This is a genomic window from Shinella sp. OV683, from assembly GCF_057787725.1.
Genome location: NZ_CM173543.1, coordinates 3656425 through 3680401, shown reverse-complemented (window position 1 = coordinate 3680401; position 23977 = coordinate 3656425). Strand labels below are relative to the sequence as shown.

The following is a 23977-nucleotide window of genomic DNA, read 5'->3' as shown; positions in this document are numbered from 1 at the left end:
CCACAGCAATAGCCAGATGCGGCCACCTCACGGCAGTGCGTCGTAGCCCTCGCCGAATCCCGACAGATCCACCGGGATGCCGATACCCTCTTCCGGAGACTGGAAGACGATGAAGGTTGCCTGCTTGCCGGCGCGCAGGGTTTTCAGCAGCACGTCCTCGAGCACGACTTCGGCATAGCAGCCGTCAGAGAAGCAACGCACGAAATAGGCGCGGCCGATATCCTTGCCGTCGACGTTGAGGCCGAGGCCGTTGGGCAGGAGAACGCCGAGAGGGGCGAGCACGCGCAGGATCTTCGCCTTGCGGTCGGCCGTCTTCAGAATCACAACGGAAAGGCCGACTTCCGGCCGGTCGTCGGCAATGACGTTCTGCATCAGCGCGCATTGCTCTTCGGCGGCGCCGGCAGGCTTGTCACAGACGATCGACCACGCACCGTGGTTGGACTTGACGACCCCCGGCTGCGTCGGTTGTTGGGATTGCGCCGGCGCAACCAGCGACATCACGATTACGGCTGACAGCGCTGCAAGCCGCATGGGGACGCGGAAATCCATGTAAACCTCGGGTTCGAATCAAATGCGCCTTGGGCACATCGAAGTGTCTAGAACGAAACACGTCTGGGGTAAACGCGATCAGCGGATTTCAAAACCCCGACTGCGGCGAAAGCGCGGCAAGCCGTTGCAGTGCTTGAAGAAAATCTCCCTGCTATTAAAATCACAGGGATTTTTCTCCTCGGCAGTAGATATTGCGCAAAAATGCCGCATGAAACGACGCCCGCGCCTGTTGCGGCAGGCTCTAAACTGTGGTTTTAAGGAGGCCGATAGCAGGGATTCTGCATTCCGTTTGATCTAGATCAAACATCTGGGGAGAAAATTCGTGAGGAACAAAGCTCTAGCAGCGCTGGCCACGGTTTCGTGTCTTGTGTCTGCCTCAAGCGCCTTTGCCGACAAGCCGGTCGATTGGCAAATCGACCTGCAGCAAGCCGCTACACCGATCATGGAAGAAGTACGCTGGTTCAACCACTACACCTTGTGGTTTGTCGTGCCGATTACGCTTATCGTTCTCGCGCTGCTTCTCTATGTGATGTACCGCTTCCGCGCCAGCAAGAACCCCGTTCCCTCACGGACCAGCCACAACACCATCATTGAAGTCGTCTGGACTGTCGCACCAGTCGTCATCCTGTTGTTCTTCGCCATTCCCTCGTTCCAACTGCTGACCAATGAGCTGACGCAGCCGGAAAACCCGGACGTCACCATCAAGGCGACGGCGACCCAGTGGAAATGGACCTACGAGTATCCCTCAGCCAATCCTGTGTCGTTCGATTCGCTGATCCTTGAAGACAAGGATCGCGCCGGCCTCGGCAAGGAAGACAAGGCTGTCTATCCGCGCCTGCTTGCCGTCGACAACGAACTCGTCGTACCGCTCGGCAAGACTGTTCGCGTCATCGTGACTGCCGAACCCTCCGATGTCATCCATGCATTCTCCATGCAGTCTTTCGGCATCAAGGTCGACGCCGTGCCCGGCCGCATGAACGAAACGTGGTTCAAGGCCGAGAGGGAAGGTCTCTTCTACGGGCAGTGTTCCGAGTTGTGCGGCAAGGACCATGCGTTCATGCCGATCGCCATCCGAGTCGTTCCGGAAGACAAGTACAAGGCATGGCTGGCTGCCGCCGCGACCGATCTTCCGTCCGCTTACAAGGCTCTGCTTGCTGCGGTTGATGGTCCCAAGACCGTCGATGTTGCCGAAAACGGCGCGAACTGAACAAGATTCTAGGGAAAGCGACCACAATGGCTGGACATTCCGCACACGACACGCACGCCGGGCATGATCATGCCCATGACGACCACGCACATGACGAGCACCATGCCCATGCCCATAAGCCGGGCTTCGCTTCGCGCTGGCTGTTTTCGACCAATCACAAGGACATCGGTACGCTCTATCTGATCTTCGCGATCTTCGCCGGCGTCGTCGGCGGGTTCCTGTCGGTCATGATGCGCATCGAGCTTCAGGAGCCTGGCATCCAGATCTTCCACGGCCTCGCACAGATGGTCTATGGAGTTCCGGAAAGCGCCGCACTCGATGCCGGCAAGCAGATGTTCAACGTCTTCACGACGGCGCATGCTCTGATCATGATCTTCTTCATGGTCATGCCGGCGCTGATCGGCGGCTTTGCCAACTGGATGATCCCGATCATGATCGGCGCGCCTGACATGGCGTTCCCGCGTATGAACAACATCTCCTTCTGGCTGATCCCTCCGGCCTTCCTGCTGCTGTTGCTGTCGATGTTCGCCGATGGCACCTCGGGTTTCCACGGCGTCGGCGGTGGCTGGACGATCTATCCGCCGCTATCGACCACCGGTTCGTCCGGTCCGGCGGTGGACCTTGCGATCTTCGCGCTGCACATTGCCGGTGCATCCTCGATCCTCGGTGCGATCAACTTCATCACCACGATCCTCAACATGCGCGCGCCTGGCATGACCATCCACAAGATGCCGCTGTTTGCCTGGTCCGTGCTGATCACCGCCTTCCTGCTGCTGTTGTCGCTGCCGGTTCTGGCGGGTGGCATCACCATGTTGCTGACCGACCGCAATTTCGGCACCACCTTCTTCTCGCCTGAAGGCGGCGGTGACCCGATCCTGTTCCAGCATCTGTTCTGGTTCTTCGGTCACCCGGAAGTCTACATCCTGATCCTGCCGGGCTTCGGCATCGTCAGCCACATCATCTCGACCTTCTCGAAGAAGCCGGTCTTCGGTTATCTCGGCATGGCCTATGCCATGGCTGCGATCGGCGCCGTCGGCTTCATCGTCTGGGCCCACCACATGTATACGGTCGGCCTGTCGCTGCAGGCACAGCGTTACTTCGTATTCGCCACCATGGTCATCGCTGTTCCGACCGGCGTGAAGATCTTCTCCTGGATCGCAACGATGTGGGGTGGCTCGCTTGAGTTCCGCACGCCGATGCTCTGGGCGATCGGCTTCATCTTCCTGTTCACCGTTGGTGGCGTCACCGGCGTGCAGCTGGCCAACGCCGGTCTCGACCGCGTCGTCCACGACACCTACTATGTGGTTGCCCACTTCCACTACGTGCTGTCGCTGGGCGCCGTCTTCGCCATCTTCGCCGCCTGGTACTACTGGTTCCCGAAGATGACTGGCTACATGTACAATGAGTTCCTCGGCAGCCTGCATTTCTGGGTGATGTTCGTCGGTGTGAACCTGGTGTTCTTCCCGCAGCATTTCCTCGGCCTTGCCGGCATGCCGCGCCGCTATATCGACTATCCGGATGCCTATGCCGGCTGGAACTATGTGTCTTCCATCGGTTCCTACATCTCGGTTGTCGGCGTTGCGATCTTCTTCATCTGTATCATCGAGGCCTTCATCAAGAAGCGTGCTGCGGGCGACAATCCTTGGGGCGTGGGCGCCGATACGCTGGAATGGCAGCTCTCTTCGCCGCCGCCTTACCACCAGTGGGAACAGCTGCCGCGCATCAAGTAAGCGCCGCACATCAAGGAGAACCGCCACATGGCGGTTTTCCCAATGAACCGAATTGGAATTGAAATGCCTATAGCGCTGAGTGAAAGCGAGAAACGAGTGACCGGGACGGAGCCGCTGAAAATCTCAGAGGCGACGTTCAAGGACTTTTTTGCGCTTTTGAAGCCGCGCGTCATGTCGCTCGTCGTCTTCACGGCGGTTGCCGGCATGGTCGTCGCGCCGGGCCATATCAATCCGGTCATCGGCCTTATCGCCATCCTGGCGATTGCCGTCGGCGCCGGTGCGTCGGGCGCGCTCAACATGTGGTACGACGCCGATATCGACGCGATCATGACCCGCACGGCCAACCGGCCGATCCCTGCAGGCCGCATTCTTCCAAGTGAGGCGCTGGCCTTCGGCATCGTCCTTTCTGGCTTCTCGGTCGTCGTGCTCGGGCTTGCGGTCAACGCGCTTGCTGCCGGGCTGCTGGCCTTCACGATCTTCTTCTATGCCGTCATCTACACGATGTGGCTGAAGCGCTGGACGCCGCAAAACATCGTCATCGGCGGTGCGGCTGGCGCGTTTCCGCCGATGATCGGCTGGGCTGCGGTCACCAACAGCGTGACGCCGGAAAGCATCGTCCTGTTCCTGATCATCTTCCTCTGGACACCAGCGCATTTCTGGGCGCTGGCGCTGTTCAAGATGCGGGACTACGAATCCGTTGGCGTGCCGATGCTGCCGAATGTCGCGGGCGTCAAGGTCACCAAGGACCAGATCCTGGTCTACGCTGTGCTGACCGCCATTTGTGGCGCAACGCCCGCGATCATGGGCTTTGCCTCGCCGGTTTATGGCGTGGTGTCGGGGCTGCTCGGTGCAGGCTTTGTCTGGTATTCGGTACTCTGTTGGCGCATGCCGGAGAGTGATCCGGCAATGAAGCCTGCCAAAAAACTGTTTGCCTATTCGATCGTCTATCTCTTTGCGATCTTCTCGTGCCTGATGCTCGATCATCTGGCGATGCGGCTTCTGCCGATGTTCCAGGGAGCGTGAGCATGGAAAAGATCGAACTGACCGAACCGCAGAAGAAGTCCCGCCGCAACCGCAACGTCGCGCTGGGCATCGTTCTGGCGCTGCTGGTGGTGATGTTCTATGCGATCACCATCATCAAGATGGTGCCTCCGGGGAGCTGATGATGAGCAACGAGGCTACAGAGGGCAAGAAGGGCAAGCGCGGCAATCTGGCCGTGCTGATCGCCTGTGGCGCCTTCGTCGCCGGCATGGTCGGCATGAGCTATGCCGCCGTGCCGCTCTACAGCCTCTATTGCAAGGTGACGGGCTACAACGGCACGACGCAGCGCGTCGAGCAGGCCTCGGACGTCATTCTCGATGAGAAGATCCGCGTCGAGATGGACACCAACACCGCCGCTGACCTCAACTGGGATTTCAAGCCGGTTGATTTCTCCGTTGATCCCAAGATCGGTGAGACGGTCAAGGTCAATTTCAAGGTGACCAACAATTCGGCCCGCGAAAAGACGGGGCAGGCTGTGTTCAACGTCAGCCCGATGGTCGCCGGAGCCTACTTCAACAAGCTCGAGTGCTTCTGCTTCACCGATGTGACGCTGAAGCCGGGCGAGACGCGCATTATGCCTGTGGTTTTCTTTGTCGATCCCGACATCGTCAACCATCAGGAGACCAAGGACATGAAGGTATTGACGCTTTCCTACACCTTTTACAGCCGCGCCAAGGACAAGCCTGTCGCGGATGCAAAAGACTTGAACGAAGGCGACGCTAAAAAGCTGTAATGAGGCTGTGACCGTTGAGGGCGGAGCAGCATGGGATCGGAGTCGGGGAAGACCATGGCAAGTGCACACCAAAAGAATCATGACTATCACATCATCGATCCGAGCCCCTGGCCGATCCTGAGCTCGTTCGGAGCGCTGCTGCTGATGTTCGGCGGCGTGTGCTTCATGCGCTGGATTCACGGCAACCCGTTCCATATGTTCGGCTGGGATCTTGCCAATCTCAAGTTCTGGCCCTTTGCCATCGGCTTGGTGATTACGCTCTATTCGATGTTTGCCTGGTGGGCCGACACGATCAAGGAGGGCCATCAGGGCCACCACACCAAGGTCGTTTCGATCCATTTGCGCTACGGCATGATCATGTTCATCGCTTCCGAAGTGATGTTCTTCGTTGCCTGGTTCTGGGCCTTCTTCGATGCCAGCCTCTTTCCGGGCGAAGCCATCCAGGCGAGCCGCACCGCCTTCACCGGCGGCCAGTGGCCTCCGCAGGGCGTCGAAGTGCTCGATCCCTGGCACCTGCCGATCTACAACACCGTGATCCTGCTGCTCTCGGGTACGACGGTCACCTGGGCACACCATGCGCTGCTGCACAATGACCGCAAGGGCCTGATCCAGGGCCTGACGCTGACGGTGTTGCTCGGTCTGCTGTTCACCTCGGTGCAGGCTTACGAATACATCCACGCTCCCTTCGGCTTCTCCGAGTCGATCTACGGCGCGACATTCTTCATGGCCACCGGCTTCCACGGTTTCCACGTGATCATCGGCACGATCTTCCTGCTGGTCTGCCTGCTCCGCGCGATCGGCGGCGATTTCACCCCGAAGGCGCATTTCGGCTTCGAGGCGGCCGCCTGGTACTGGCACTTCGTCGACGTCGTCTGGCTGTTCCTGTTCTTCTCGATCTACGTCTGGGGCGGCTTTGGCGCACCGATCGCGCACGGTTGATTTCGACGCGAATTTGGTTTCCGATGAGGCGTCCGGGAAACCGGGCGCCTTTTTGATTTGTAAGTTGGGAAAGAGCAGCCATGGACATTCGTGACGAAGACGGCCCGAAGGGCGGGCGCTATGCGACCGGCGAGCAGGGCCAGGAAGCGATCATGACCTTTTCGCGCGCCTCGCCGAAGCTGATCATCATTGACCACACCGAGGTGCCGGACGTCTATCGCGGCCAGGGTGTCGGCCGCGAGCTCGCGCTGCATGCCGTGGAGGAAGCCCGCAAGGGTGGCTGGAAGATCATCCCGCTCTGCCCGTTCTTCAAGGCCCAGGTCGACCGCCATCCGGACTGGCAAGATGTGATTGCGCATTGAGGCACGGGAGCTTCCCGCCAGCAGTTGGACAATTCAAATGAATGAAGACAAAGCCCTTTACGCGCCGGTCGACCCTTTCAAGGCGGGGCTTGCCTGCGCTTGCCCGCGCTGCGGCCAGGGACGCTTGTTCGACGGTCTGTTGAAGGTCAAGCCGGTCTGCTCGAATTGCGGGCTGGATTATTCCTTTGCCGATTCCGGCGATGGGCCGGCGGTGTTCGTGATCCTGATCATCGGCTTTCTGGTCGTCGGTCTGGCGCTGTGGACGGAGGTCAATTACAGCCCGCCGCTGTGGCTGCATTTCATCATCTGGATCCCGCTGGCAATCGGCCTCAGCCTGTGGCTGCTCAGGGTCATGAAGGCGATACTGATTGCGCTGCAATACAAGCACAGCGCCCATCAGGGCGAGATCGATCGTGGCTGAGGCGAAGAAGGCAAAGGCCTCGCGGGGCCGGATGATCGCTACCCTCGTGGCGCTCGGTGTGGCGTTTGTCATCCTGCTGTCGCTCGGCACCTGGCAGGTCGAACGTCTGCAATGGAAAGAGGCCCTGATCGCGGAGATCGAGGCGCGCCGCACTGCGCCGCCAATGTCCGTCGATGCCGCCGCCGATATCGTCAACAGGGGCGGGGACGTCGACTACGCCGCCATCACCGCGACCGGCACATTCGACAACGCCCATGAGTTTTATTTTCTGGCAACGCAGGATGGCCAGCCGGGCTTCTATGTCTACACACCGTTGCACGCTGCCAGCGGCAAGGCCGTGCTGGTCAATCGCGGCTTCGTGCCCGAGGAGCTGAAGGACCCCGCAAAGCGCCTCAAGGGCCAGCTGGAGGGCGAGGTGACTCTCGTCGGCCTTGCCCGCGCCAAGCTGGCGGAAAAACCATCCTCGCTCGTGCCGGATAACGAGCCCGCCAAGGATCTTTACTTCTGGAAGGATATCGACGCGATGGCGGCCGGCGCCGGCATCGACAAGGCCAGCCTGCTGCCCTTCTTCATCGATGCCGGCAATGCGCCCAATCCGGGCGGCTATCCGCAGGGCGGCGTCACCCAGATCGATCTCCCCAACAATCATCTGAGCTACGCCGTCACATGGTATGGCCTGGCAGCGGCGATGGTCGTGATTGCCGCACTGGCGTTCCGTAAGCGGGCGCGCTAGAAATTTTCTGTTGCAACTCCCTTGGGTGAGGATACCGAATATGGACGTGATTTCCGATGTGCTGGTCTTCGTTGTCGCGCTCCTGCATTTCGGATTTCTTTATCTGGAAATGTTCCTGTGGACCAAGCCGCGCGGGCTGAAGGCCTTTGGCAACACGCCCGAACAGGCCAAGACGATGAAGGTGCTTGCCGCCAACCAGGGGCTCTACAACGGCTTTCTCGGCGCGGGCCTGCTGTGGTCGCTGCTGGTCAACAGCGAGATCTTCGAGTTCGATATCAAGATGTTCTTCCTCGGCTGCGTCATTCTCGCTGCGCTGTTTGGCGCTGTCACCGTGTCGCGCCGCATCCTTTTCATTCAGGGCTTGCCCGCTATAACAGCACTGGCTATTACCCTGGCCTTCGCCAATCCCTATTTGAACATGGATTGCTGCGCCAAGCCGCAAACCGCTCAAAACAGCACGCTGAACGAGGTCCTGATCCGCTGATGAAGCAACCGCTTTCCATACGCCTCTGCGCCCCGCGCGGTTTCTGCGCCGGTGTCGATCGTGCGATCCAGATTGTGGTTCTGGCGCTGAAGGCCTATGGCGCGCCGGTCTATGTCCGCCATGAGATCGTTCACAATCGTTTCGTGGTCGAAGGCCTCGAAGCCAAGGGCGCGATCTTCGTCGAGGAACTCGATGAGATCCCCGATGAGCATCGCGCACAGCCCGTAGTGTTCTCCGCCCATGGCGTGCCGAAGTCGGTGCCGCAGGATGCCATAGCCCGCAATCTGTTTTATCTCGATGCGACGTGTCCGCTCGTGTCGAAAGTCCACAAGCAGGCGCTTCGCCACCAGCGGCTCGGCCGGCATGTGATCCTGATCGGCCACGACGGCCATCCTGAAGTCATCGGCACGATGGGCCAGATGGTTGAAGGCAGCATGTCGCTGGTCGAGACGGTCGAGGATGCCGAACGCTATCAACCCGCCGATCCCAACAAGCTCGGCTATGTCACGCAGACGACACTGTCGGTGGACGACATGGAAGATGTCATCGCCAAGCTGAAAGAGCGGTTCCCGAACCTGCACGATCCAATGGCTGAATCGATCTGCTATGCCACCACCAATCGCCAGGAAGCAGTCAAGCTGGCTTCACCCGGCTGCGATCTCTTCCTGATCGTCGGCTCGCCGAACTCGTCCAATTCCAAACGTTTGGTCGAAGTGGCGCTGAAGTCCGGCGCCCGGCATGCCGAACTCGTGCAGCGTGCCTCGGAAATCGATTGGGATGCCTATGGCCCGCTGGCGACGGTCGGACTTTCGGCAGGGGCATCTGCGCCTGAAGTGGTCGTCAACGAGATCATCGATGCGTTCCGTCAACGCTATGACGCGACCGTCGAACTTGCCGAGATGGCCGAGGAAAACGAACACTTTCCGGTCAACCGGGAACTCAGGAAAATTGAACTGACGACGGCCGACATGGCCTTCGTGAATGGAGAGTAAGGTCCGTGGCCGTCTATACCGATATCAACGAAGACGACCTGGCCGCCTTCCTGTCGCATTATGATGCCGGCAACCTGATGTCCTACAAGGGCATTGCCGAGGGTGTGGAGAATTCCAACTTCCTGCTGCATACCGACAAGGCACCCTACATCCTGACGCTCTATGAGAAGCGCGTCGATCCGAACGACCTGCCGTTCTTTCTCGGCCTGATGCAGCATCTGGCGGCCGGTGGGCTTTCCTGCCCTCTGCCGGTGGTGCGCGAGGATGGCGGATTGCTCGGTGAACTCGCCAGCCGCCCCGCTGCCCTGATTTCCTTTCTCGAGGGCATGTGGTTGCGCAAGCCGGAGGCGCGCCATTGCCGCGACGTCGGTATAGCGCTCGCCAAGATGCATCTCGCCGGAGAAGGCTTTGAGATCACCCGCAAGAACGCACTGTCGGTCGAAGGCTGGCGGCCGCTATGGGACAAGTCCGTCGGTCGCGCTGACGAGGTCGAGGTCGGGCTTGCCGGCGAGATCGGTGCTGAGCTTTCCTTCCTGGAAGAGAACTGGCCGCAAGGTCTGCCCTCCGGCGTCATCCATGCCGATCTGTTCCCGGACAATGTCTTCTTTCTCGACGACAAGCTGTCGGGCCTGATTGATTTCTATTTCGCCTGCAACGACTATTTCGCCTATGATCTCTCGGTGTGCCTCAATGCCTGGTGCTTCGAGAAGGACTGGTCCTATAACATCACCAAGGGAATGGCGTTGATCGCCGGCTACCAGTCGGTGCGGCCGCTTTCCCGGGCCGAGATTGATGCGCTGCCGATTTTTGCGCGCGGTTCGGCACTGCGTTTCTTCCTCACCCGTCTTTACGACTGGCTGATGACGCCCCCCGGCGCCATGGTCACCAAGAAGGACCCGAAGGAGTACCTGCGCAAGCTGCGCTTCCACCAGCACATCCGGAGCGCTGCCGAATACGGCCTGGAAATGCCGGTGACCGCATGAAGCATGTTGATGTGTTTACCGACGGCGCCTGCTCCGGCAATCCCGGACCTGGCGGCTGGGGCGCGGTTCTTCGCTACGGAGAAACCGAAAAGGAACTGTTCGGCGGCGAGGCCGATACCACCAACAACCGTATGGAACTGACGGCGGCGATCTCGGCTCTCACGGCGCTCAAGACGCCCTGCGAAGTCGACCTCTACACCGACAGCAAGTATGTAATGGATGGCATCGGCAAGTGGATCTTCGGCTGGAAGAAAAACGGCTGGAAGACCGCCGACAAGAAGCCGGTCAAGAATGGCGAACTCTGGCAGGCGCTTGATGCCGCCAACCAGCGCCACAAGGTGACCTGGCATTGGGTCAAGGGCCATGCCGGCCATCCGGAAAACGAGCGCGCCGACGAATTGGCACGCAAGGGCATGGAGCCGTTCAAGAAGCGCTGAGCGGTTCGCGTCCAATCAGGATGTCTGACGGAATGCCGAGCTTGTCGTGCAGCACGCGGATCATATCCAGCGTCAGCGAACGCTTGCCATTGAGCAGCTCCGAAATGCGGGATTTGGGTAATCCAGTCAAATCAGCGAGCGCCGTCTGGTTCAAATCCATCTGATCCATGCGAAAGCGAATGGCATCGGCAGGACTCGGATGCTCCATCGGGAAGGCGCTCTCCTCATAGCGCTCGACCAGAATGCCAAGCGTCTCCAGCATGGCAATATCCGCGTCATCCGGCGCATCAAGCTTCATGACGGTGCTGATCATATCGATCGCATTGGCATGCTCTTCTGCCGTATGGATTGCTTTGATCGTCACTCTTTCCATGTCACATTCTCCGCAATGACCCTGTCATACTCTCTGTGCGTACCGATCCACTCGATGAGTATCACTTTAGCCTGATAGTTGATCCGGGTGATCAGTCTGAACTCATTGCCCTTGATGTTGAAGATAACCACGCCACCCCTGAGGACACTGGCTTTCGGATAGCGCAGTTTCAAATCATGCGGACTGTTCCATTCGGCCGCCTTTGCTTCCCAGTACCAGGAAAGCAGATCGGTTTTGGCGTCCAGCCCTCGCTTGTGACGCTTGATGAAGGTGTGAATGCGATCAAGCGAGACAATGATCATAGGTAAAGTTACCATGGCGGTAACTTTCCTGCAACGTCGTCGTTGATCTAATCATTCACGTCGTTGTCATCTCCCTGTCATCCGTATGCGCGAGGAGTGCCTTCTCTTTATCACCATGGAGGGATTTCCAATGACGCTTCGCTTTTCAACCACGGCGCTTGCCGTGCTGCTGGCTTCGACATCAGCCATTGCCTATGCCGAACCCGTTTTCAATCGCATCGCCTCGTTTCCGGTGGCAACCAACACGCCTGCCGACATTGATGTGAACAAGCCGACATCGGCCGAGATCATCGCCGCAACCGAAGACGGCATGACGCTGGCCTATACGTCGAGCCCGCTCAAGGCGCTGGGCCTCATCGATATCACTGACGCCAAGAACCCCAAGCCGCTTGGCTCGGTCATGCTGGATGGTGAGCCGACATCTGTCGCCATCATCGGCGGCAAGGCGCTGACGGCGGTCAACACCGAGAAGGACAAGCAGCACCCGACCGGCAAGCTGGAAGTCATCGACATCAAGTCCAAGACGGTCGAGGCGTCCTGCGATCTCGGCGGTCAGCCTGATTCCATCGCCATTTCGCCCGACAAGAGCTTTGCCGCGATCGCCATCGAGAACGAGCGCGATGAAGAGCTCAACGATGGCGCTCTGCCGCAGATGCCGGCTGGCGACCTCGTCATCGTGCCGATCAAGGATGGCGCCGCTGATTGCTCCGGCCTCAAGCATGTCGCCATGACTGGTCTTGCCGAAATCGCACCGGAAGATCCGGAGCCGGAATTTGTCTCGATCAACGCCAAGGGCGAGATCGCCGTCACGCTGCAGGAAAACAACCATATCGTCATCGTCGACGGCAAGACCGGTACAGTGACGTCGCATTTCTCGGCCGGCAAGGTCGATATCTCCGGCACGGACGTCAAGACCAATGGCTCGCTCGATTTCAATGGCAAGCTGGAAGGTGTTGTGCGCGAGCCGGACGCCATCAAGTGGCTGGATGACAATCGACTTGTTGTCGCCAATGAAGGCGACTGGAACGGCGGCGCCCGCAGCGTCACCGTCTTCGACACCAAGGGCAAGGTGCTGTTCGACAGCGGCGTCGAGCTGGAACTCGCCGCTGCCCGCATCGGCCACTATCCCGAAAAGCGCGCCGGCAAGAAGGGCGTCGAGGCCGAAGGCTTGGAAACCGCAACCTTTGGCGGCCAGAAATACGTCTTCGTGCTGCTTGAACGCGCTTCGCTCGCTGCCGTCTACAAGGACAATGGCGACAAGCTCGAACTCGTGCAGATGCTGCCGTCGGGCATTTCGCCGGAGGGCGGCGTGGCGATCCCGTCGCGCAATCTTTTCGCCTCCGCCAACGAGGTCGATCTGGTCGAGGATGGTGCTGCCCGCTCCCATGTGATGCTTTATGAACTCGGCGAGGACAAGCAGGCCTATCCGCAGATCGAGTCGGTGGACAAGGACGGCGAAGTTCTCGGCTGGGCGGCCCTTTCTGGACTTGCCGCCGTGCCGGAAAAGCCGGGTCATCTCTACGCGATCAGCGATTCTGTGCTCGGCATGCAGCCGTCGATCTATACGATCGATGCCACCCAAAGCCCGGCCAAGATCACCGATCGGATGGTCGTCAAGCGCAATGGCGAACGGGCCCAGAAGCTCGACATCGAAGGCGTAGCCGTGGACGAGGAAGGTTGGTTCTGGCTGGCGTCCGAAGGCAATGCCGACAAGCTCGTGCCGCATGCGCTCTACCACGTCAACAAGAAGGGCGAAATCAAGGACGAGATTGCACTGCCTGAAGACCTGCTGAAAGGCTCAACCCGCTTCGGTTTCGAAGGCATCGCCATCAGCGGCAAGGGCGATGACACCGTGCTCTGGATGGCCGTGCAGCGCGAATGGAAGGATGACCCGAAGGGCATGGTCAAGCTCCTCTCCTACAAGCCGTCGTCGAAGGAATGGGGCGCCGTGCACTATCCGCTCGACAAGACGAAAGAGGGCTGGGTCGGTCTATCGGAACTGACATTCAACGGCGATTTCGCCTATGTCATCGAGCGCGACAACCAGATCGGCGACAAGGCAAAGCTCAAGAAGCTCTATCGCATCGCGCTTTCGGAGCTGAAGCCTGCAAAGCTTGGCGGCGAACTTCCGGTCGTCAACAAGGAAGAAGTCCATGACTTCCTCGGCGACCTCGCCAGCCAGCACGGCTACATCGTCGACAAGCTCGAGGGCTTCGCGTTCGACGCCGAGGGCAAGGCATTTGCCGTCACCGACAACGACGGCACCGACGATTCCTCGGGCGAGACGATGTTCTTCGCCGTCGATATCAAGGGCACCAACTGATATCTGCAAAACAGAAGGAGCGGGTTCTGCCCGCTCCTTCTATCGATCTCGAATGATCGGCCTGTCAGGCCGCCGCGGATTTGACGTCGTCTTCGTCGCCCAACGCCTCAAGCACCGCTTTCAGCTGTCCCACCTCATCCACCTTTTCCGTCAGCGAGGAGAGGATGCTGGACATCGGCGCCGGTCTGCCGAGCAGGTAGCCCTGAGCTGCGTCACAGCCTTCCGCGGCAAGAATTGCCAGCTGATCCTTGGTTTCAATGCCTTCGGCAAGCACCGGGATATCCAGGCTTTTGCCAAGTGACAGCACCGCGCGGATGATCGACCGTGCCTGGTCGCTGGTTTCCAGCTCGTCCATGAAGGTGCGATCGAGCTTGATCTTGTCGAACGGGAAAGCGCGGAGCGTATCGAGCGAGGAATAGCCGGTGCCGAAATCATCGAGCGCAATGGTCACGCCGAGCTTGCGGATTGCCTGCAACTGCGTCAGCGTGCGCTCCTTGTCGTGGATGATGGCGGACTCGGTCAGCTCCAGTTCGAGATATTCTGCCAGCATGCCGGTCTCGGCGAGGATGTCGGCCACCAGACCCGGCAGGTTGGGGTGCAGGAACTGGATCGGCGACAGGTTGACCGCGACCTTCATGGCGAAAGGCGCACATTGGACGCAAGCGGTGCGCAGCACCCATTCGCCGAGCTGCAGGATCAGGCCGTTCTCTTCGGCGAGCGGAATGAACTCGCTTGGCGGGATCGTGCCGCGGTTCGGATGGTGCCAGCGCAGCAACGCCTCGTAGCCGGTAACGACACTGTCGGAAATCGAGGTCTGGACCTGGTAGTAGACTTCGAGCTCGTTGCGCTCGATTGCCTGACGAAGGTCGGCGGCGAGTTCGCGCCGATACTTCACGGCTTCGTCCATCACATTGTCGAAGAAGCAGATCTTGTCGGCAATCTCGGTCTTGGCGCGATAAAGCGCCAGGTCGGTATGGTTGATCAGCGCGGTTTTCTCGCTCGCGTCGGTGGGAAACACACAGGCGCCGATACTTGCGCCGACCGAGAGTTCGACACCATCGATGTAGAAGGGCTTGATCAGCTCTTCGCGCAGCCGGGCGAGCCGCTTATGCGCATTCTTGCGCTCTTCGAATGCCATGATGATAGCGAATTCATCGCCACCGACCCGGGCAACGAACAGCCCACCATCGTCGAAGTCTTTCATGCGCTTGGAAAGCGTCTGCAAGGCGGTATCGCCGGCCGAATGGCCGCGGATGTCGTTGATTTCCTTGAAGCGGTCGAGATCGATCGCAGCCAGCATGAACTTGCTGCCATCCCTCAGGGAGGCTTCGATGGCATCGTCCATGTGATCGCCGAACGACGCGCGATTGGCGAGGCCTGTCAGCGCATCGCTGAGCGCCATATGGCGTAGCTGGCGCATCGACCGGCTGCGGGTCTGGTCGTCGATCAGGTAGCTCGCGAGTACGGAGCCGACAATGATGAGCCCGACAAGCGCAATGGCCAGCGCCATGGCCTGCATCGCGCCCGGATTGGTGAAATCGCTCTCGATTTGCAGCGGCGTTATCTGGACGGCGGTCATGCCGGTAAAGTGCAGGCTGACGATTGCGCCGGTCAGCAACCCGACCGAGAGCACCTTGCTGCGGACGCCACTGTCCATGCTGGCAAAGTGGATCGCGAGCGTCGAAATCGACACAGCCAGAATGACCGAGGCGACGAGATAGGTGAGGTTCCATTCGACATTGCCTTCGACAATGTAGGCGCGCATGCCGGTGTAATGCATGATAGCGACCGCCAGGCCGACGATGCCGCCACCGACGGCCGGGCTCCACGCGGTGCGGATCGAGCTTGCGACGACGAAGCCGCTGAATGACCCGACCATTGCCACCAGCAGCGAAACAATCGTCAGGGTAGGATCGAAGGTCACCGGCGTGCCGGGCTCGTAGGCCAGTATGGCGACGAAATGTGTCGACCAGATCGATGATCCTGCGGCGGTTGCCGCAAGGAACTGCCAGCCGAATGTCTCGACACCGCTTGCCGATCGACTGCGCCGGTAAAGGCGGACAACCGCCCAGCAGCCGGAAACGCAAATCAAGGCAGCCACGAGAACAAGCCAGATGTTGTGCTTGTCGGTTATGCAGTTGACGACTGAGATCATGGGAAAACTTAACTGGCCTGGTGAACTATCTCGGCCAGCATCTGGATTTGTTATTGAAATATAATTAATCCAGCCGTGAAGTATTTAGTATGATTAATAGTCTATGTCGGAATAAAACCGGAGCGAGATGGTCGGCATCGGCACAATTCGGGAAGCGATTTGAAAGGCCTTTCAGCCTGTTACCGCCTCGATAATCCGGCTAGAACTTCTCCGGCTGCCTGCCGTCCGGCAACGATTGCGCCCTCGATATAGCCGGGAAATGAAGGGGACAATTCCGACGCTGCAAAACGTATCGATGGCACGCCAGCGAGGATAACCTGCTCGGCAACGACCGCCGTGACATCAACGATTGAATCGCTGTAGGCGCCGCCGCTCCACTGGTCGTCCGTCCAGTCGCGAAGGCTGATCTCGACAGGGCGGCCGGCATCTTCGCCCAGCGCAGCAACGAGTTTCTCCACGATGAACTGCTTGACGGTGCTCTCATCCCGGTCATGCCATGCCGCGGCAAGCGGACCGCCAACGAAGACCACCAGTGCTGCGTCGTCCGTGCGGCGGCTGACGTCACACGCATAAAGGCCCTGTGGTTCGCTCCACATCACCGTACCGCTCAGTCCGTGCGCTCGCCAGAATGGCCTTTCGTAGCGAACCAGCAGCTTGATCACCGTGCCACTCGCCCATGCCGCAAAGGCGCGTTCGAGCCTGGCAGGGAGGGCAGGGACGAACTCGAGCTTCCGTGCCATCACCGGGGGCAGGGCGATGACAAGCTGACGCGCGGCAAATTCCTTGCCACCGGCGAGCACTTTGACACCGCTTCTGGAGTGCTCGACCTTCGTGACTGGTGAACTGAGCAGCACATGGTCTCCGAGCCCCTCAGCGAGATTTTCCGCCAGCGAATGCATGGTCTCGGCGAGGAAGAACTCCAGTTCGAAATGCGTATTGGTGATGCGCTTGTCGGTGGATGCGAGATAGACGAAGGAAATCTCGTCGGGCGACCGGCACCAGAGCCCGTCGACGAGGGCCAGGAACCCTCGCTTGGCCTCGGCACTTGCCTCCTGCCTTGCCACCCAATCGGACACGGTCAGGTCAGCGAGGGCAGGATCATTGAGATCGACGCTCCGCTCGAGCTCACGCAGCGCCTCGATCTCATCGCCGATAGCGTAGCCTTGCTCGACAGGCATGAACGGCTGGAAGACCGCGTCGCCGTCGTCATAGGATCGAACCAGCGTCTTGCCGTTCGCCTTCGCCAGCGCCATCACCTCCGGCATGTCTCGGCAGAGAAATTGACCGCCGGTATCGACGCGCAGTCCATCCGCCAGAACAGCGGATTCCACCCGCCCGCCGACACGGTCGCGGGCTTCGAGCAGCACCACATCCACGCCGGCATCGGCAAGCACCTTGGCGGCCGAGAGGCCTGTAAAGCCGGCGCCAACAACGATAACATCGCGCTGAGACATGGGAGATTCCTTTGCAGGCTCAATCAGATCAGCCAACTATATTGAATGAATGTTCAATCAGCAATATAGAAGAAAGGCAATTGTTTCCGCTACATCTAAAGAAAGGGCCTCGCGATTTCTCGCAAGGCCCTCTGTTCAATCGGCATTGAAGAATATCAGAGCTGGCCAAGCAGCGTCGCGGCGCCTGACGTTTCAGCCTTGCCTGTCGTGTCTTCGATATTCAGCTGGACGACGGTGCCATCGTTGATCAGCATCGAAAAGCGCTTCGAGCGCAACCCGAGACCGCTGCCGGAAAGATCCGCTTCAAGACCCAGCGCCTTGGCGAAATTGCCGTTGCCATCGGCGAGAAAGCGAATCTTGCCTTCGCCGCCCGAAGCCTTGGCCCAGGCATTCATCACGTGATGGTCGTTGACGGCGACTACGGCGATCTCTTCGACGCCCTTGGCATAGAAAGCATCGCGGTTTTCCAGGAAGCCCGGAAGATGGTTGGTGGAGCAGGTGGGTGTAAAGGCACCCGGCACCGCAAACAGCACGATCGTGCGACCCTTGAGGAAATCCTCTGTCTTGATTTCCGCCACGCCGTCGGCCGTCTTTTCCTTCAGCGTTGCAGCCGGAACCTTGTCACCAATGGCAATCGTCACGTGTCATCTCCAAATTGATTTGAGGCATTTTGCTATCGCGCGCGTCACTCAATGGCAAGCGTGGTTTCGATCGAGCGGCCGGCAGCCTTGACGAGCAGCGTCACGGTCGCCCCCTTCATTGAGGCGGGCAGGCGTTTGACAGGATAGCGTATATGGGTGCGTCCGTCCTTTTGTATGATCTCCGGCTTGCCACCCAGCAATATGCCATGCGAGGGCGCGACTGCAATTTCCGGCATCGCATCGCCGGGGCTGGCAATCGTTGCCTCGAAGTAGGCCTTGTCAGCCGTCAGCCCAGAGTTGGTGATCTCGAAGGCAGGCGAAGGCTGCTCGGGCAACTCGGCCTTGGCCATCTGGATCTTCATGAATTCGTCGCCCTGCGGTTGGTCGATATTGTCGAGCGGCAGGGTGAATGTGGATTGAAACGGCAGGCAGATGTCCTTGCAAAGCCCCACAAGCACGTTGGCATTCAGCTCCGATTCCTGGCTCGGATCCGGCTTTTCGAGCTCCAGAACCAGGGTGACCGAACGATGATAGCCGAGAAAGCGGCCCCCTTCATCCTGCGAAATTTCGGGCGCGGGATAGGAAATTTTCAATAGCTTCAGATTGCGGCCGGCGGACAGGTCGATTTCCGGCGGTACGCCGGCATCACCGGGATCGCGCCAATAGGTCTTCCAGCCGGGCGCCGGGTCGATTTCGAGGATTGCGGTCACCTTGTCGGCACCGTCGGCAAGCGCTGACAGACGCATCTTGCCGCCCTCGGAATAGGCCCACGGGCTGATGGCAGCGTCAGCCGCGACGGCGCTGGCTCCGAGCAAGCCCATGCCGAGAAGTATAAATTTGAGCCGCTTTGTCATGCTATGCGATAATCCTCGTCCAAGATCGTGGCGCAATCTGATGCACTATCAGCTTCTACGAAAAAAGCGGCCGAATTGCATGTAAACACTTTTCATTTCACCGTGAATTGATAGGCTGTTCGGATGGTTGATCTAAAGTCGCTAAAGAGCAAGGGCGAACGCGGGTTTCTTGACGGTCAGTTCCTGATCGCCATGCCAGGCATCGCTGACACCAATTTTTCGCGCGCGGTCGTCTATATCTGCGCCCATTCGGCCGAAGGCGCCATGGGTTTCGTCATCAACCAGCCGCAGCAATTGACCTTCGTCGATATCCTCGTGCACCTCAAGGTGATCGGCGACGAGGATGCGATCCTTCTACCGGATGAAACCCGTGAATTCCCGATCCGCAAGGGTGGTCCGGTCGAAACCGGCCGTGGTTTCGTGCTGCATTCCGATGATTATCTCACCCAGTCCTCGATCCCGGTCAGCGAGGAAATCTGCCTGACGGCGACTGTGGATATCATCCGCGCCATGTCGCGCGGCAAAGGCCCGGTCAAGGCCGCCCTGATGCTCGGTTATGCGGGCTGGGGGGCAGGGCAGATCGAAAGCGAGATCGCCAACAATGGCTGGCTGACCTGCCCGGCCGACGAAGCGCTGATCTTCGAAAAATGCCTGGATGACAAATACAATCGGGCACTCGGCCTGATGGGCATCCATCCAGCCATGCTGTCGATGCAGGCGGGACACGGCTAACGCCACCCACGACCCATCCGGCCCTCGTGTGAGGCGAACCTCCTCGGATCAAGCCGCGATCTTGGTGTAATTCGGCCGGATCTTTTCAGCATAAAAGCGCCCCGGCGATGGCGATTGCGTCATGGCCAGAACTTCCGTGTATGGCACGCCCTCGAACAGCCGTTCCTCGCCGTTCTTGAAACGTAGCCGCAGCAGGCCGTCTTCCGTGCTGAAATAGACCGCCTCGATCATTCGCGAGGTGACAGGCAGCGTCTGCATGGCCGCTGGGTTCGGCTTCTTGCGGGGACGATAAGTCGATGTGACCAACCGCGGCCGGTAACGGGAGCCACCCGCGCGATCCAGTTTAAGCGCGCTGGCAAGCAAAGCTCCAAAGGTAACCCCAATGAACGCCCCCATGGCTTTGACCAGGGCATCATCGATCCGCGCGTGGCGCGTCGGCGACAGTTCCTGTAGCAACTCGATGAGCCCGGCACCAACCACCATCACCGCGCCCACCCAGGGCCACTGCCGCGGATAGGCCAGAACAAACAAGCCGGCGAAAACAGCGCAGGCGAGCGCCCGGTCAACGTCGACCGGCAGCACGTCAGGAGGCCGCCAATCGATCGGCGAGACGGTCACGAAAATGATGACGGCCAGGGCGGTCCAGGCGAGATATCGGAACGGGTTGTGCTTCATGCCCAAAGCCTAGCAGGCGGAGTTGGGAAATTGGCATATTCTTGAAGATGGTATGAAGCGTCGGTTAATGACCGGGCGAAGCATCTATGTCATCGATCCCGTCAAATCCGGTTTGATGACCTCGATGACCTTGAACACCTCTTCGATCCGCTCGATCAGGTCACCGCTTTCATCATGGCTGCAGATGCATTTCAGTTCGACGCGCAATGCATCGCCCGGGCTGAGTGGGTACCGGCCTTTTCGGAACGCCTCAAGCCAGGCTTGATCGGCGATGGGCAGGCTGAGGGTCGACTTCCCGGATTTGAACTGCCATTTTCCCCTGCCGGACAGCACCGATTTCTTGATGGGGAGAACCCGCTCGACAATTCTCGTGAACTCCTGCTCATCAGCCGGTGGACGGTTCGGCTGAGGCTCGATCGCACTTTGGTCCCCCGGTGCTTCCTTGCCGTCAGTTTCATCGGCAGACGGCCCGGCGTCGATCAATGCGTGTTCTTCAATGTACTTTGCAAAGCAGGCGAAGCCGGGACTTGGGTGGCGGTCTGATAGAAAGACCAGACTCTTTCCGTCGGAGAACTCAACGGCATACTTATGCTGCTGCCAGCCAGAAGTGCCTTCGCCATGAACAGGCTGCTCCATTGCGGATCTGGCGACCCGTCGTATGTCGGTGGAATCGTAGCTTGCACCGGCGGCTACATGAATGCCCAGAAAATCCGATGCCCTCACTTCGAGCCAAAGCTCGGCCGTGCGGAACATAAATATTCCTCTGAAGTCACCGCCAACAATACGTGTCATTGCAGCCCCTCATACTCGCACTGAAAATAATGCGGAGAAGATGATTTGGCAATTACTATCGATGTCTGAGAGGGAGGCGTACTATTTGTCGATATTGCTCTGCGGGGAAGTCATTCAACTGTCATATGACGATATTTATAGGTTCGTATGCCGTGAGTTGTTTCGCCGCGCGCCACGGCTTACCCGCGCTTCATCAGCGGAAACCGCTCCGTCAGCAATCGCTGTACCGAATCCGCACCGATGGGCGGGCCGAAATGGTAGCTCTGGCCGTATTGGCAGCCCATCTCGCCGAGTTTGATCGCATCTTCCTCGGTCTCGATGCCTTCGGCCACCAAGGTCATGCCCAGTTCCGTCGCCATGGAGATGATCGAACGAAGCAGCACGTCGCGCTTCTCGCTCTTGTCGCGGATCAACATCTTGTCGATCTTCACGGTGTCGAAGGGGAAGCGGGTGATATAGCCGAGTGACGAGAAGCCGGCGCCGAAATCGTCGAGCGCCAGGCCGATGCCGAGCTCGCGCAGTTTCTCCAGCACCAGTCGCGACTGTTCCGGGTTCTCCATCACCATGGTCTCGGTGAGTTCCAGCTTGAACCGGCCCGGCTGGTTGTCGGAGCGGTTCAGCGCCCGCTTGATGTCCTCGATCAGGGTGGAGTTGATCAGCTGCGCGCTCGACAGATTGACCGAGACGAAGAACGGCACTTCGCCGGTATTGGCCAGCCAAGCCGCCAGATCGGTCGTCGCGCGCTCGAAGGCGAACAGGCCAAGTTCGTTGATGAAGCTCGAGCTTTCCGCCAGCGGAATGAACTCATCAGGTGGCACGTTGCCGCGCTTGGGATGATCCCAGCGCATCAGGGCCTCGAAGCCGGCGATCTCGGCATCGTCCAGCCGCACGATCGGCTGGTAGACCATCGATAGCTCCTTGCGCTCAATGGCGCGGCGAAGGTCGGATTCGAGCTGCAGGCGATCGGAGACGGCCATGCGGAAAGCCGGCTGGAACGGCTCGACCCGGTCGCCGCCGCTCTTCTTGGCGCGGTACATGGCCAGTTCGGCGTCGTTCAGCAGGCCTTCGCCGGAGGTCGACTGGTCGGTCCAGGAAACGATGCCGATTGACGAGGTCAGGATGATTTCCTGGTTGGCGAAATTGATCGGCACGGAAACGGCCTTGGCCACCATGTCAGCGAAATCGGCAATCCGCGCAGGGTCCGTTTCCGACATCAGCACGATGCCGAATTCGTCGCCTGCAAGCCTGCCCAGCGTGTCCTGCGGCTTCAGCAGACGGCGCAGACGGCGGGTCAGGGCGATGAGGATGTTGTCGCCGGCAGCGATGCCCAGCGAGTCATTCACTTGCTTATAGCGGTCGATGTCGATCGTCATCACCGTTGGCCGCATGCTCTCGTCCTGGCTGGCGAGCGACAGCAGCGACTGCAGGCGATCAAGGAACAGCTGGCGATTGGGCAAGCCGGTCAGGTTGTCGTTGAGCGCATCGCTGAGCAGCCGGTCGACAATGTTCTTCTGCTCGGTGACATCGGCGACGATGCCGACGCAACGGGCGATCTCGCCATTGCCGGCGAGCACCGGCCGCGCCCGGATCGACAGCCAGTGATATTGTCCATCCTCGGCGCGCAGGCGGAAATCATGCGCCAGCCGACCGCGTTTCTGCGCCAGCAGGATATCGAGCGTGGCGCGAAACCGATCGCGGTCGTCGGGATGCAATCGCGGCAGCCAGTTGCGTGCCGGACCATGCAGCGTACCGGGCATGGCGCCAAGCTTCGTCGCAATATCGGGGATGGTGGTGACGCGGTCGCGGCTGACATCCCAGTCGAAGATCGTGTCGCCAGAGCCGGTCAGCGCCAGCGATTGCCGCTCGAGATCGGAGAACAGGCCTTGCTGATAGGCACCACCAGAGAAGGCATGCTGCATGACCGTAAAGGCGATTAGCAGCACGATCAGCACCAGGCCGAAGGCAAGCGCCGGCTGGACGATGTCGTTGTCGAGCTTGCCGGTGACCGTCAGCCAAGCCCCGAACAACCAGACAAGAATGACGATCCAGGATGGTATCAGCAGGATTGCCCGATCATACCTCCGGAAGCCGAGGAAGACGATCAGGACGATGCCGACCAATGCGGTCAGCGCAAACGACAGGCGGGCGATGCCGGCGGCGATCGACGGATCATAGATGGCCACGCCGAACAACGTGCCCAGCCCAAGCACCCAGGCGAGCGTCGCATAAGCGAGGTTCGCATGCCATCGACTGAGATTGAGATAGGTAAACAGAAAGATCACCAGGCCGGACGCGAGCGCCACTTCAGCGCCGGCTCGCCATATTCGCTCATCCAGCGTGTTGTCGCCGAACAGCTGCTCGAGAAAGCCGAAATCGACGCAGATATAGCCGAGCACCGCCCAGGCCAGAGCCGCCGTCGCCGGCAGCATCGACGTGCCCTTGATGACGAACAGATTGGTGAGGAACACCGCCAGCAGCCCGGCGATGCCGAGCACGATGCCGTGGTAGAGCGTAAAGGCGTTGATCGTGTCCTTGTAGGTCTCCGGCTCCCAGAGATAGAGCTGCGGCAGCTGCGGCGAGGTGATTTCGGCAACGAAGGTGATCACGGCGCCCGGATTGAGCGTGATCGAGAACACGTCGGCATCGTTGCTGGCCACGCGGTCGAGCGCAAAACCTTCGCTCGGGGTGATGGCGATGATGCGGTCCGAGCCAAGATCGGGCCAGAAGATATTGGAATTCACCAGCCGGTAATGCGGTGCCACAATCAGCCTCTCGAGCTGTTCGTCGGAGACGTTGGCGAGCGCGAAGACCGCCCAGTCGCCATTGTGGTTTGTCGAACTTGCCCGCACTTCGATGCGGCGGACGATGCCGTCGGTGCCCGCAGCGGTCGAAACCTGGAAGGCCTCGCCCTGGTTGGCATAGATCTCGGCGACGGCGGTGAGATCAAGCGCCTTGTCCTCGCGGGAAATCTTCACGGGTTCGAGCGCAAGCGCCAGCGACGGCAGAAACAGCGCAGCAAAAAACAGCAAGGCGCCGAAGCAGGCGCCGAACGGGCCCAGGCCGAG

The 23977-nt window shown here is 59.6% G+C and carries 24 protein-coding genes and 1 pseudogene; 15 read left to right on the top strand and 10 right to left on the bottom strand.

Annotated features, from left to right (window positions below; genetic code table 11):
• Positions 1-27: 27 nt before the first annotated feature.
• The gene (locus ACXHRN_RS17820; protein WP_488637646.1) at positions 28-549 is read right to left on the bottom strand and encodes an invasion associated locus B family protein; all 522 of its coding nucleotides are present in this window, start codon (positions 547-549) and stop codon (positions 28-30) included.
• A 322-nt stretch (positions 550-871) separates the two neighbouring features.
• Here ACXHRN_RS17820 and coxB point away from each other — a divergent pair, with 322 nt between their 5' ends.
• The 13 genes and pseudogenes from coxB (at position 872) to rnhA (ending at position 10611) form a co-directional block, all read left to right on the top strand.
• Entirely contained in the window at positions 872-1756 is an 885-nt protein-coding gene (gene coxB / locus ACXHRN_RS17815) for a cytochrome c oxidase subunit II (protein ID WP_488637645.1), read from the top strand.
• 26 nt (positions 1757-1782) lie between these two features.
• Complete coding sequence (gene ctaD / locus ACXHRN_RS17810; RefSeq protein ID WP_488637644.1) at positions 1783-3486, top strand: cytochrome c oxidase subunit I; 1704 nt, start codon at positions 1783-1785, stop codon at positions 3484-3486.
• Between the two features lie 63 nt (positions 3487-3549).
• Complete coding sequence (locus ACXHRN_RS17805; RefSeq protein WP_488637643.1) at positions 3550-4509, top strand: heme o synthase; 960 nt, start codon at positions 3550-3552, stop codon at positions 4507-4509.
• Between the two features lie 2 nt (positions 4510-4511).
• Positions 4512-4649, top strand: a complete 138-nt coding sequence (locus tag ACXHRN_RS17800) for a hypothetical protein (protein WP_488637642.1) — start codon at positions 4512-4514, stop codon at positions 4647-4649.
• Between the two features lie 2 nt (positions 4650-4651).
• The gene (locus ACXHRN_RS17795) at positions 4652-5260 is read left to right on the top strand and encodes a cytochrome c oxidase assembly protein (RefSeq protein ID WP_488641936.1); all 609 of its coding nucleotides are present in this window, start codon (positions 4652-4654) and stop codon (positions 5258-5260) included.
• Positions 5261-5314: 54 nt separating this feature from the next.
• Positions 5315-6199: a cytochrome c oxidase subunit 3 gene (locus ACXHRN_RS17790; RefSeq protein WP_488637641.1), complete on the top strand. Its 885-nt coding sequence runs from the start codon at positions 5315-5317 to the stop codon at positions 6197-6199.
• Between the two features lie 80 nt (positions 6200-6279).
• A complete protein-coding gene (locus ACXHRN_RS17785; protein WP_488637640.1) occupies positions 6280-6561 on the top strand; it encodes a GNAT family N-acetyltransferase in 282 nt (93 codons plus the stop codon).
• A gap of 37 nt (positions 6562-6598) precedes the next feature.
• Entirely contained in the window at positions 6599-6982 is a 384-nt protein-coding gene (locus tag ACXHRN_RS17780) for a DUF983 domain-containing protein (protein ID WP_488637639.1), read from the top strand.
• Between the two features lie 31 nt (positions 6983-7013).
• Positions 7014-7715: an SURF1 family protein gene (locus tag ACXHRN_RS17775; protein ID WP_488641935.1), complete on the top strand. Its 702-nt coding sequence runs from the start codon at positions 7014-7016 to the stop codon at positions 7713-7715.
• 40 nt (positions 7716-7755) lie between these two features.
• Positions 7756-8103 (top strand): annotated as a pseudogene (locus tag ACXHRN_RS17770) (DUF1304 domain-containing protein); the annotation flags it as partial.
• Positions 8104-8198: 95 nt separating this feature from the next.
• Positions 8199-9191 carry a 4-hydroxy-3-methylbut-2-enyl diphosphate reductase gene (ispH, locus tag ACXHRN_RS17765; protein ID WP_488637638.1) on the top strand — a complete coding sequence of 331 codons (993 nt, stop codon included), beginning with the start codon at positions 8199-8201 and terminating at the stop codon, positions 9189-9191.
• Between the two features lie 5 nt (positions 9192-9196).
• Positions 9197-10174: a homoserine kinase gene (locus tag ACXHRN_RS17760; RefSeq protein ID WP_488637637.1), complete on the top strand. Its 978-nt coding sequence runs from the start codon at positions 9197-9199 to the stop codon at positions 10172-10174.
• The gene (rnhA, locus tag ACXHRN_RS17755; RefSeq protein ID WP_488637636.1) at positions 10171-10611 is read left to right on the top strand and encodes a ribonuclease HI; all 441 of its coding nucleotides are present in this window, start codon (positions 10171-10173) and stop codon (positions 10609-10611) included. The genes ACXHRN_RS17760 and rnhA overlap by 4 nt, the downstream gene beginning before the upstream one ends.
• Here rnhA and ACXHRN_RS17750 read toward each other — a convergent pair.
• Both ACXHRN_RS17750 and ACXHRN_RS17745 read right to left on the bottom strand, forming a co-directional pair.
• Complete coding sequence (locus ACXHRN_RS17750; protein ID WP_488637635.1) at positions 10598-10984, bottom strand: helix-turn-helix domain-containing protein; 387 nt, start codon at positions 10982-10984, stop codon at positions 10598-10600. The two genes, rnhA and ACXHRN_RS17750, sit on opposite strands and share 14 nt — an antisense overlap.
• On the bottom strand, positions 10972-11301 hold the full coding sequence (locus ACXHRN_RS17745) for a type II toxin-antitoxin system HigB family toxin (RefSeq protein ID WP_488637634.1): 330 nt from the start codon (positions 11299-11301) through the stop codon (positions 10972-10974). The genes ACXHRN_RS17750 and ACXHRN_RS17745 overlap by 13 nt, the downstream gene beginning before the upstream one ends.
• A 115-nt stretch (positions 11302-11416) precedes the next feature.
• Here ACXHRN_RS17745 and ACXHRN_RS17740 point away from each other — a divergent pair, with 115 nt between their 5' ends.
• Positions 11417-13609, top strand: a complete 2193-nt coding sequence (locus ACXHRN_RS17740; RefSeq protein ID WP_488637633.1) for an esterase-like activity of phytase family protein — start codon at positions 11417-11419, stop codon at positions 13607-13609.
• Positions 13610-13673: 64 nt separating this feature from the next.
• On the opposite strand, the gene ACXHRN_RS17735 is transcribed toward ACXHRN_RS17740, so the two are convergent.
• From ACXHRN_RS17735 to ACXHRN_RS17720, 4 genes are all read right to left on the bottom strand, one after another.
• Positions 13674-15764: a putative bifunctional diguanylate cyclase/phosphodiesterase gene (locus ACXHRN_RS17735; RefSeq protein WP_488637632.1), complete on the bottom strand. Its 2091-nt coding sequence runs from the start codon at positions 15762-15764 to the stop codon at positions 13674-13676.
• A 179-nt stretch (positions 15765-15943) separates the two neighbouring features.
• Positions 15944-17218, bottom strand: coding sequence for a flavin monoamine oxidase family protein (locus ACXHRN_RS17730; protein ID WP_488637631.1), 1275 nt, complete (start codon positions 17216-17218; stop codon positions 15944-15946).
• Positions 17219-17373: 155 nt separating this feature from the next.
• Complete coding sequence (locus ACXHRN_RS17725) at positions 17374-17859, bottom strand: redoxin family protein (RefSeq protein WP_488637630.1); 486 nt, start codon at positions 17857-17859, stop codon at positions 17374-17376.
• Positions 17860-17903: 44 nt separating this feature from the next.
• Complete coding sequence (locus tag ACXHRN_RS17720; RefSeq protein ID WP_488637629.1) at positions 17904-18713, bottom strand: protein-disulfide reductase DsbD domain-containing protein; 810 nt, start codon at positions 18711-18713, stop codon at positions 17904-17906.
• A 123-nt stretch (positions 18714-18836) separates the two neighbouring features.
• On the opposite strand from ACXHRN_RS17720, the gene ACXHRN_RS17715 reads away from it, so the two are divergent.
• A complete protein-coding gene (locus tag ACXHRN_RS17715; RefSeq protein WP_488637628.1) occupies positions 18837-19445 on the top strand; it encodes a YqgE/AlgH family protein in 609 nt (202 codons plus the stop codon).
• Positions 19446-19493: 48 nt separating this feature from the next.
• On the opposite strand, the gene ACXHRN_RS17710 is transcribed toward ACXHRN_RS17715, so the two are convergent.
• The 3 genes from ACXHRN_RS17710 to ACXHRN_RS17700 form a co-directional block, all read right to left on the bottom strand.
• The gene (locus ACXHRN_RS17710; protein WP_488637627.1) at positions 19494-20120 is read right to left on the bottom strand and encodes a KTSC domain-containing protein; all 627 of its coding nucleotides are present in this window, start codon (positions 20118-20120) and stop codon (positions 19494-19496) included.
• Positions 20121-20204: 84 nt separating this feature from the next.
• The gene (locus ACXHRN_RS17705) at positions 20205-20912 is read right to left on the bottom strand and encodes an LAPAL motif-containing putative phage structural protein (protein WP_488637626.1); all 708 of its coding nucleotides are present in this window, start codon (positions 20910-20912) and stop codon (positions 20205-20207) included.
• Between the two features lie 179 nt (positions 20913-21091).
• Positions 21092-23941, bottom strand: a complete 2850-nt coding sequence (locus tag ACXHRN_RS17700; protein WP_488641934.1) for an EAL domain-containing protein — start codon at positions 23939-23941, stop codon at positions 21092-21094.
• Between the last annotated feature and the right edge of the window lie 36 nt (positions 23942-23977).

Coding starts and splice junctions, on each gene's coding strand:
- ACXHRN_RS17820 (WP_488637646.1), bottom strand. CDS start 549: ATGGATTTCCGCGTCCCCATGCGGCTTGCAGCGCTGTCAGCCGTAATC.
- ctaD (WP_488637644.1), top strand. CDS start 1,783: ATGGCTGGACATTCCGCACACGACACGCACGCCGGGCATGATCATGCC.
- ACXHRN_RS17805 (WP_488637643.1), top strand. CDS start 3,550: ATGCCTATAGCGCTGAGTGAAAGCGAGAAACGAGTGACCGGGACGGAG.
- ACXHRN_RS17800 (WP_488637642.1), top strand. CDS start 4,512: ATGGAAAAGATCGAACTGACCGAACCGCAGAAGAAGTCCCGCCGCAAC.
- ACXHRN_RS17795 (WP_488641936.1), top strand. CDS start 4,652: ATGAGCAACGAGGCTACAGAGGGCAAGAAGGGCAAGCGCGGCAATCTG.
- ACXHRN_RS17790 (WP_488637641.1), top strand. CDS start 5,315: ATGGCAAGTGCACACCAAAAGAATCATGACTATCACATCATCGATCCG.
- ACXHRN_RS17785 (WP_488637640.1), top strand. CDS start 6,280: ATGGACATTCGTGACGAAGACGGCCCGAAGGGCGGGCGCTATGCGACC.
- ACXHRN_RS17780 (WP_488637639.1), top strand. CDS start 6,599: ATGAATGAAGACAAAGCCCTTTACGCGCCGGTCGACCCTTTCAAGGCG.
- ACXHRN_RS17775 (WP_488641935.1), top strand. CDS start 7,014: ATGATCGCTACCCTCGTGGCGCTCGGTGTGGCGTTTGTCATCCTGCTG.
- ispH (WP_488637638.1), top strand. CDS start 8,199: ATGAAGCAACCGCTTTCCATACGCCTCTGCGCCCCGCGCGGTTTCTGC.
- rnhA (WP_488637636.1), top strand. CDS start 10,171: ATGAAGCATGTTGATGTGTTTACCGACGGCGCCTGCTCCGGCAATCCC.
- ACXHRN_RS17750 (WP_488637635.1), bottom strand. CDS start 10,984: ATGGAAAGAGTGACGATCAAAGCAATCCATACGGCAGAAGAGCATGCC.
- ACXHRN_RS17745 (WP_488637634.1), bottom strand. CDS start 11,301: ATGGTAACTTTACCTATGATCATTGTCTCGCTTGATCGCATTCACACC.
- ACXHRN_RS17740 (WP_488637633.1), top strand. CDS start 11,417: ATGACGCTTCGCTTTTCAACCACGGCGCTTGCCGTGCTGCTGGCTTCG.
- ACXHRN_RS17735 (WP_488637632.1), bottom strand. CDS start 15,764: ATGATCTCAGTCGTCAACTGCATAACCGACAAGCACAACATCTGGCTT.
- ACXHRN_RS17730 (WP_488637631.1), bottom strand. CDS start 17,218: ATGTCTCAGCGCGATGTTATCGTTGTTGGCGCCGGCTTTACAGGCCTC.
- ACXHRN_RS17720 (WP_488637629.1), bottom strand. CDS start 18,713: ATGACAAAGCGGCTCAAATTTATACTTCTCGGCATGGGCTTGCTCGGA.
- ACXHRN_RS17715 (WP_488637628.1), top strand. CDS start 18,837: ATGGTTGATCTAAAGTCGCTAAAGAGCAAGGGCGAACGCGGGTTTCTT.
- ACXHRN_RS17710 (WP_488637627.1), bottom strand. CDS start 20,120: ATGAAGCACAACCCGTTCCGATATCTCGCCTGGACCGCCCTGGCCGTC.
- ACXHRN_RS17705 (WP_488637626.1), bottom strand. CDS start 20,912: ATGACACGTATTGTTGGCGGTGACTTCAGAGGAATATTTATGTTCCGC.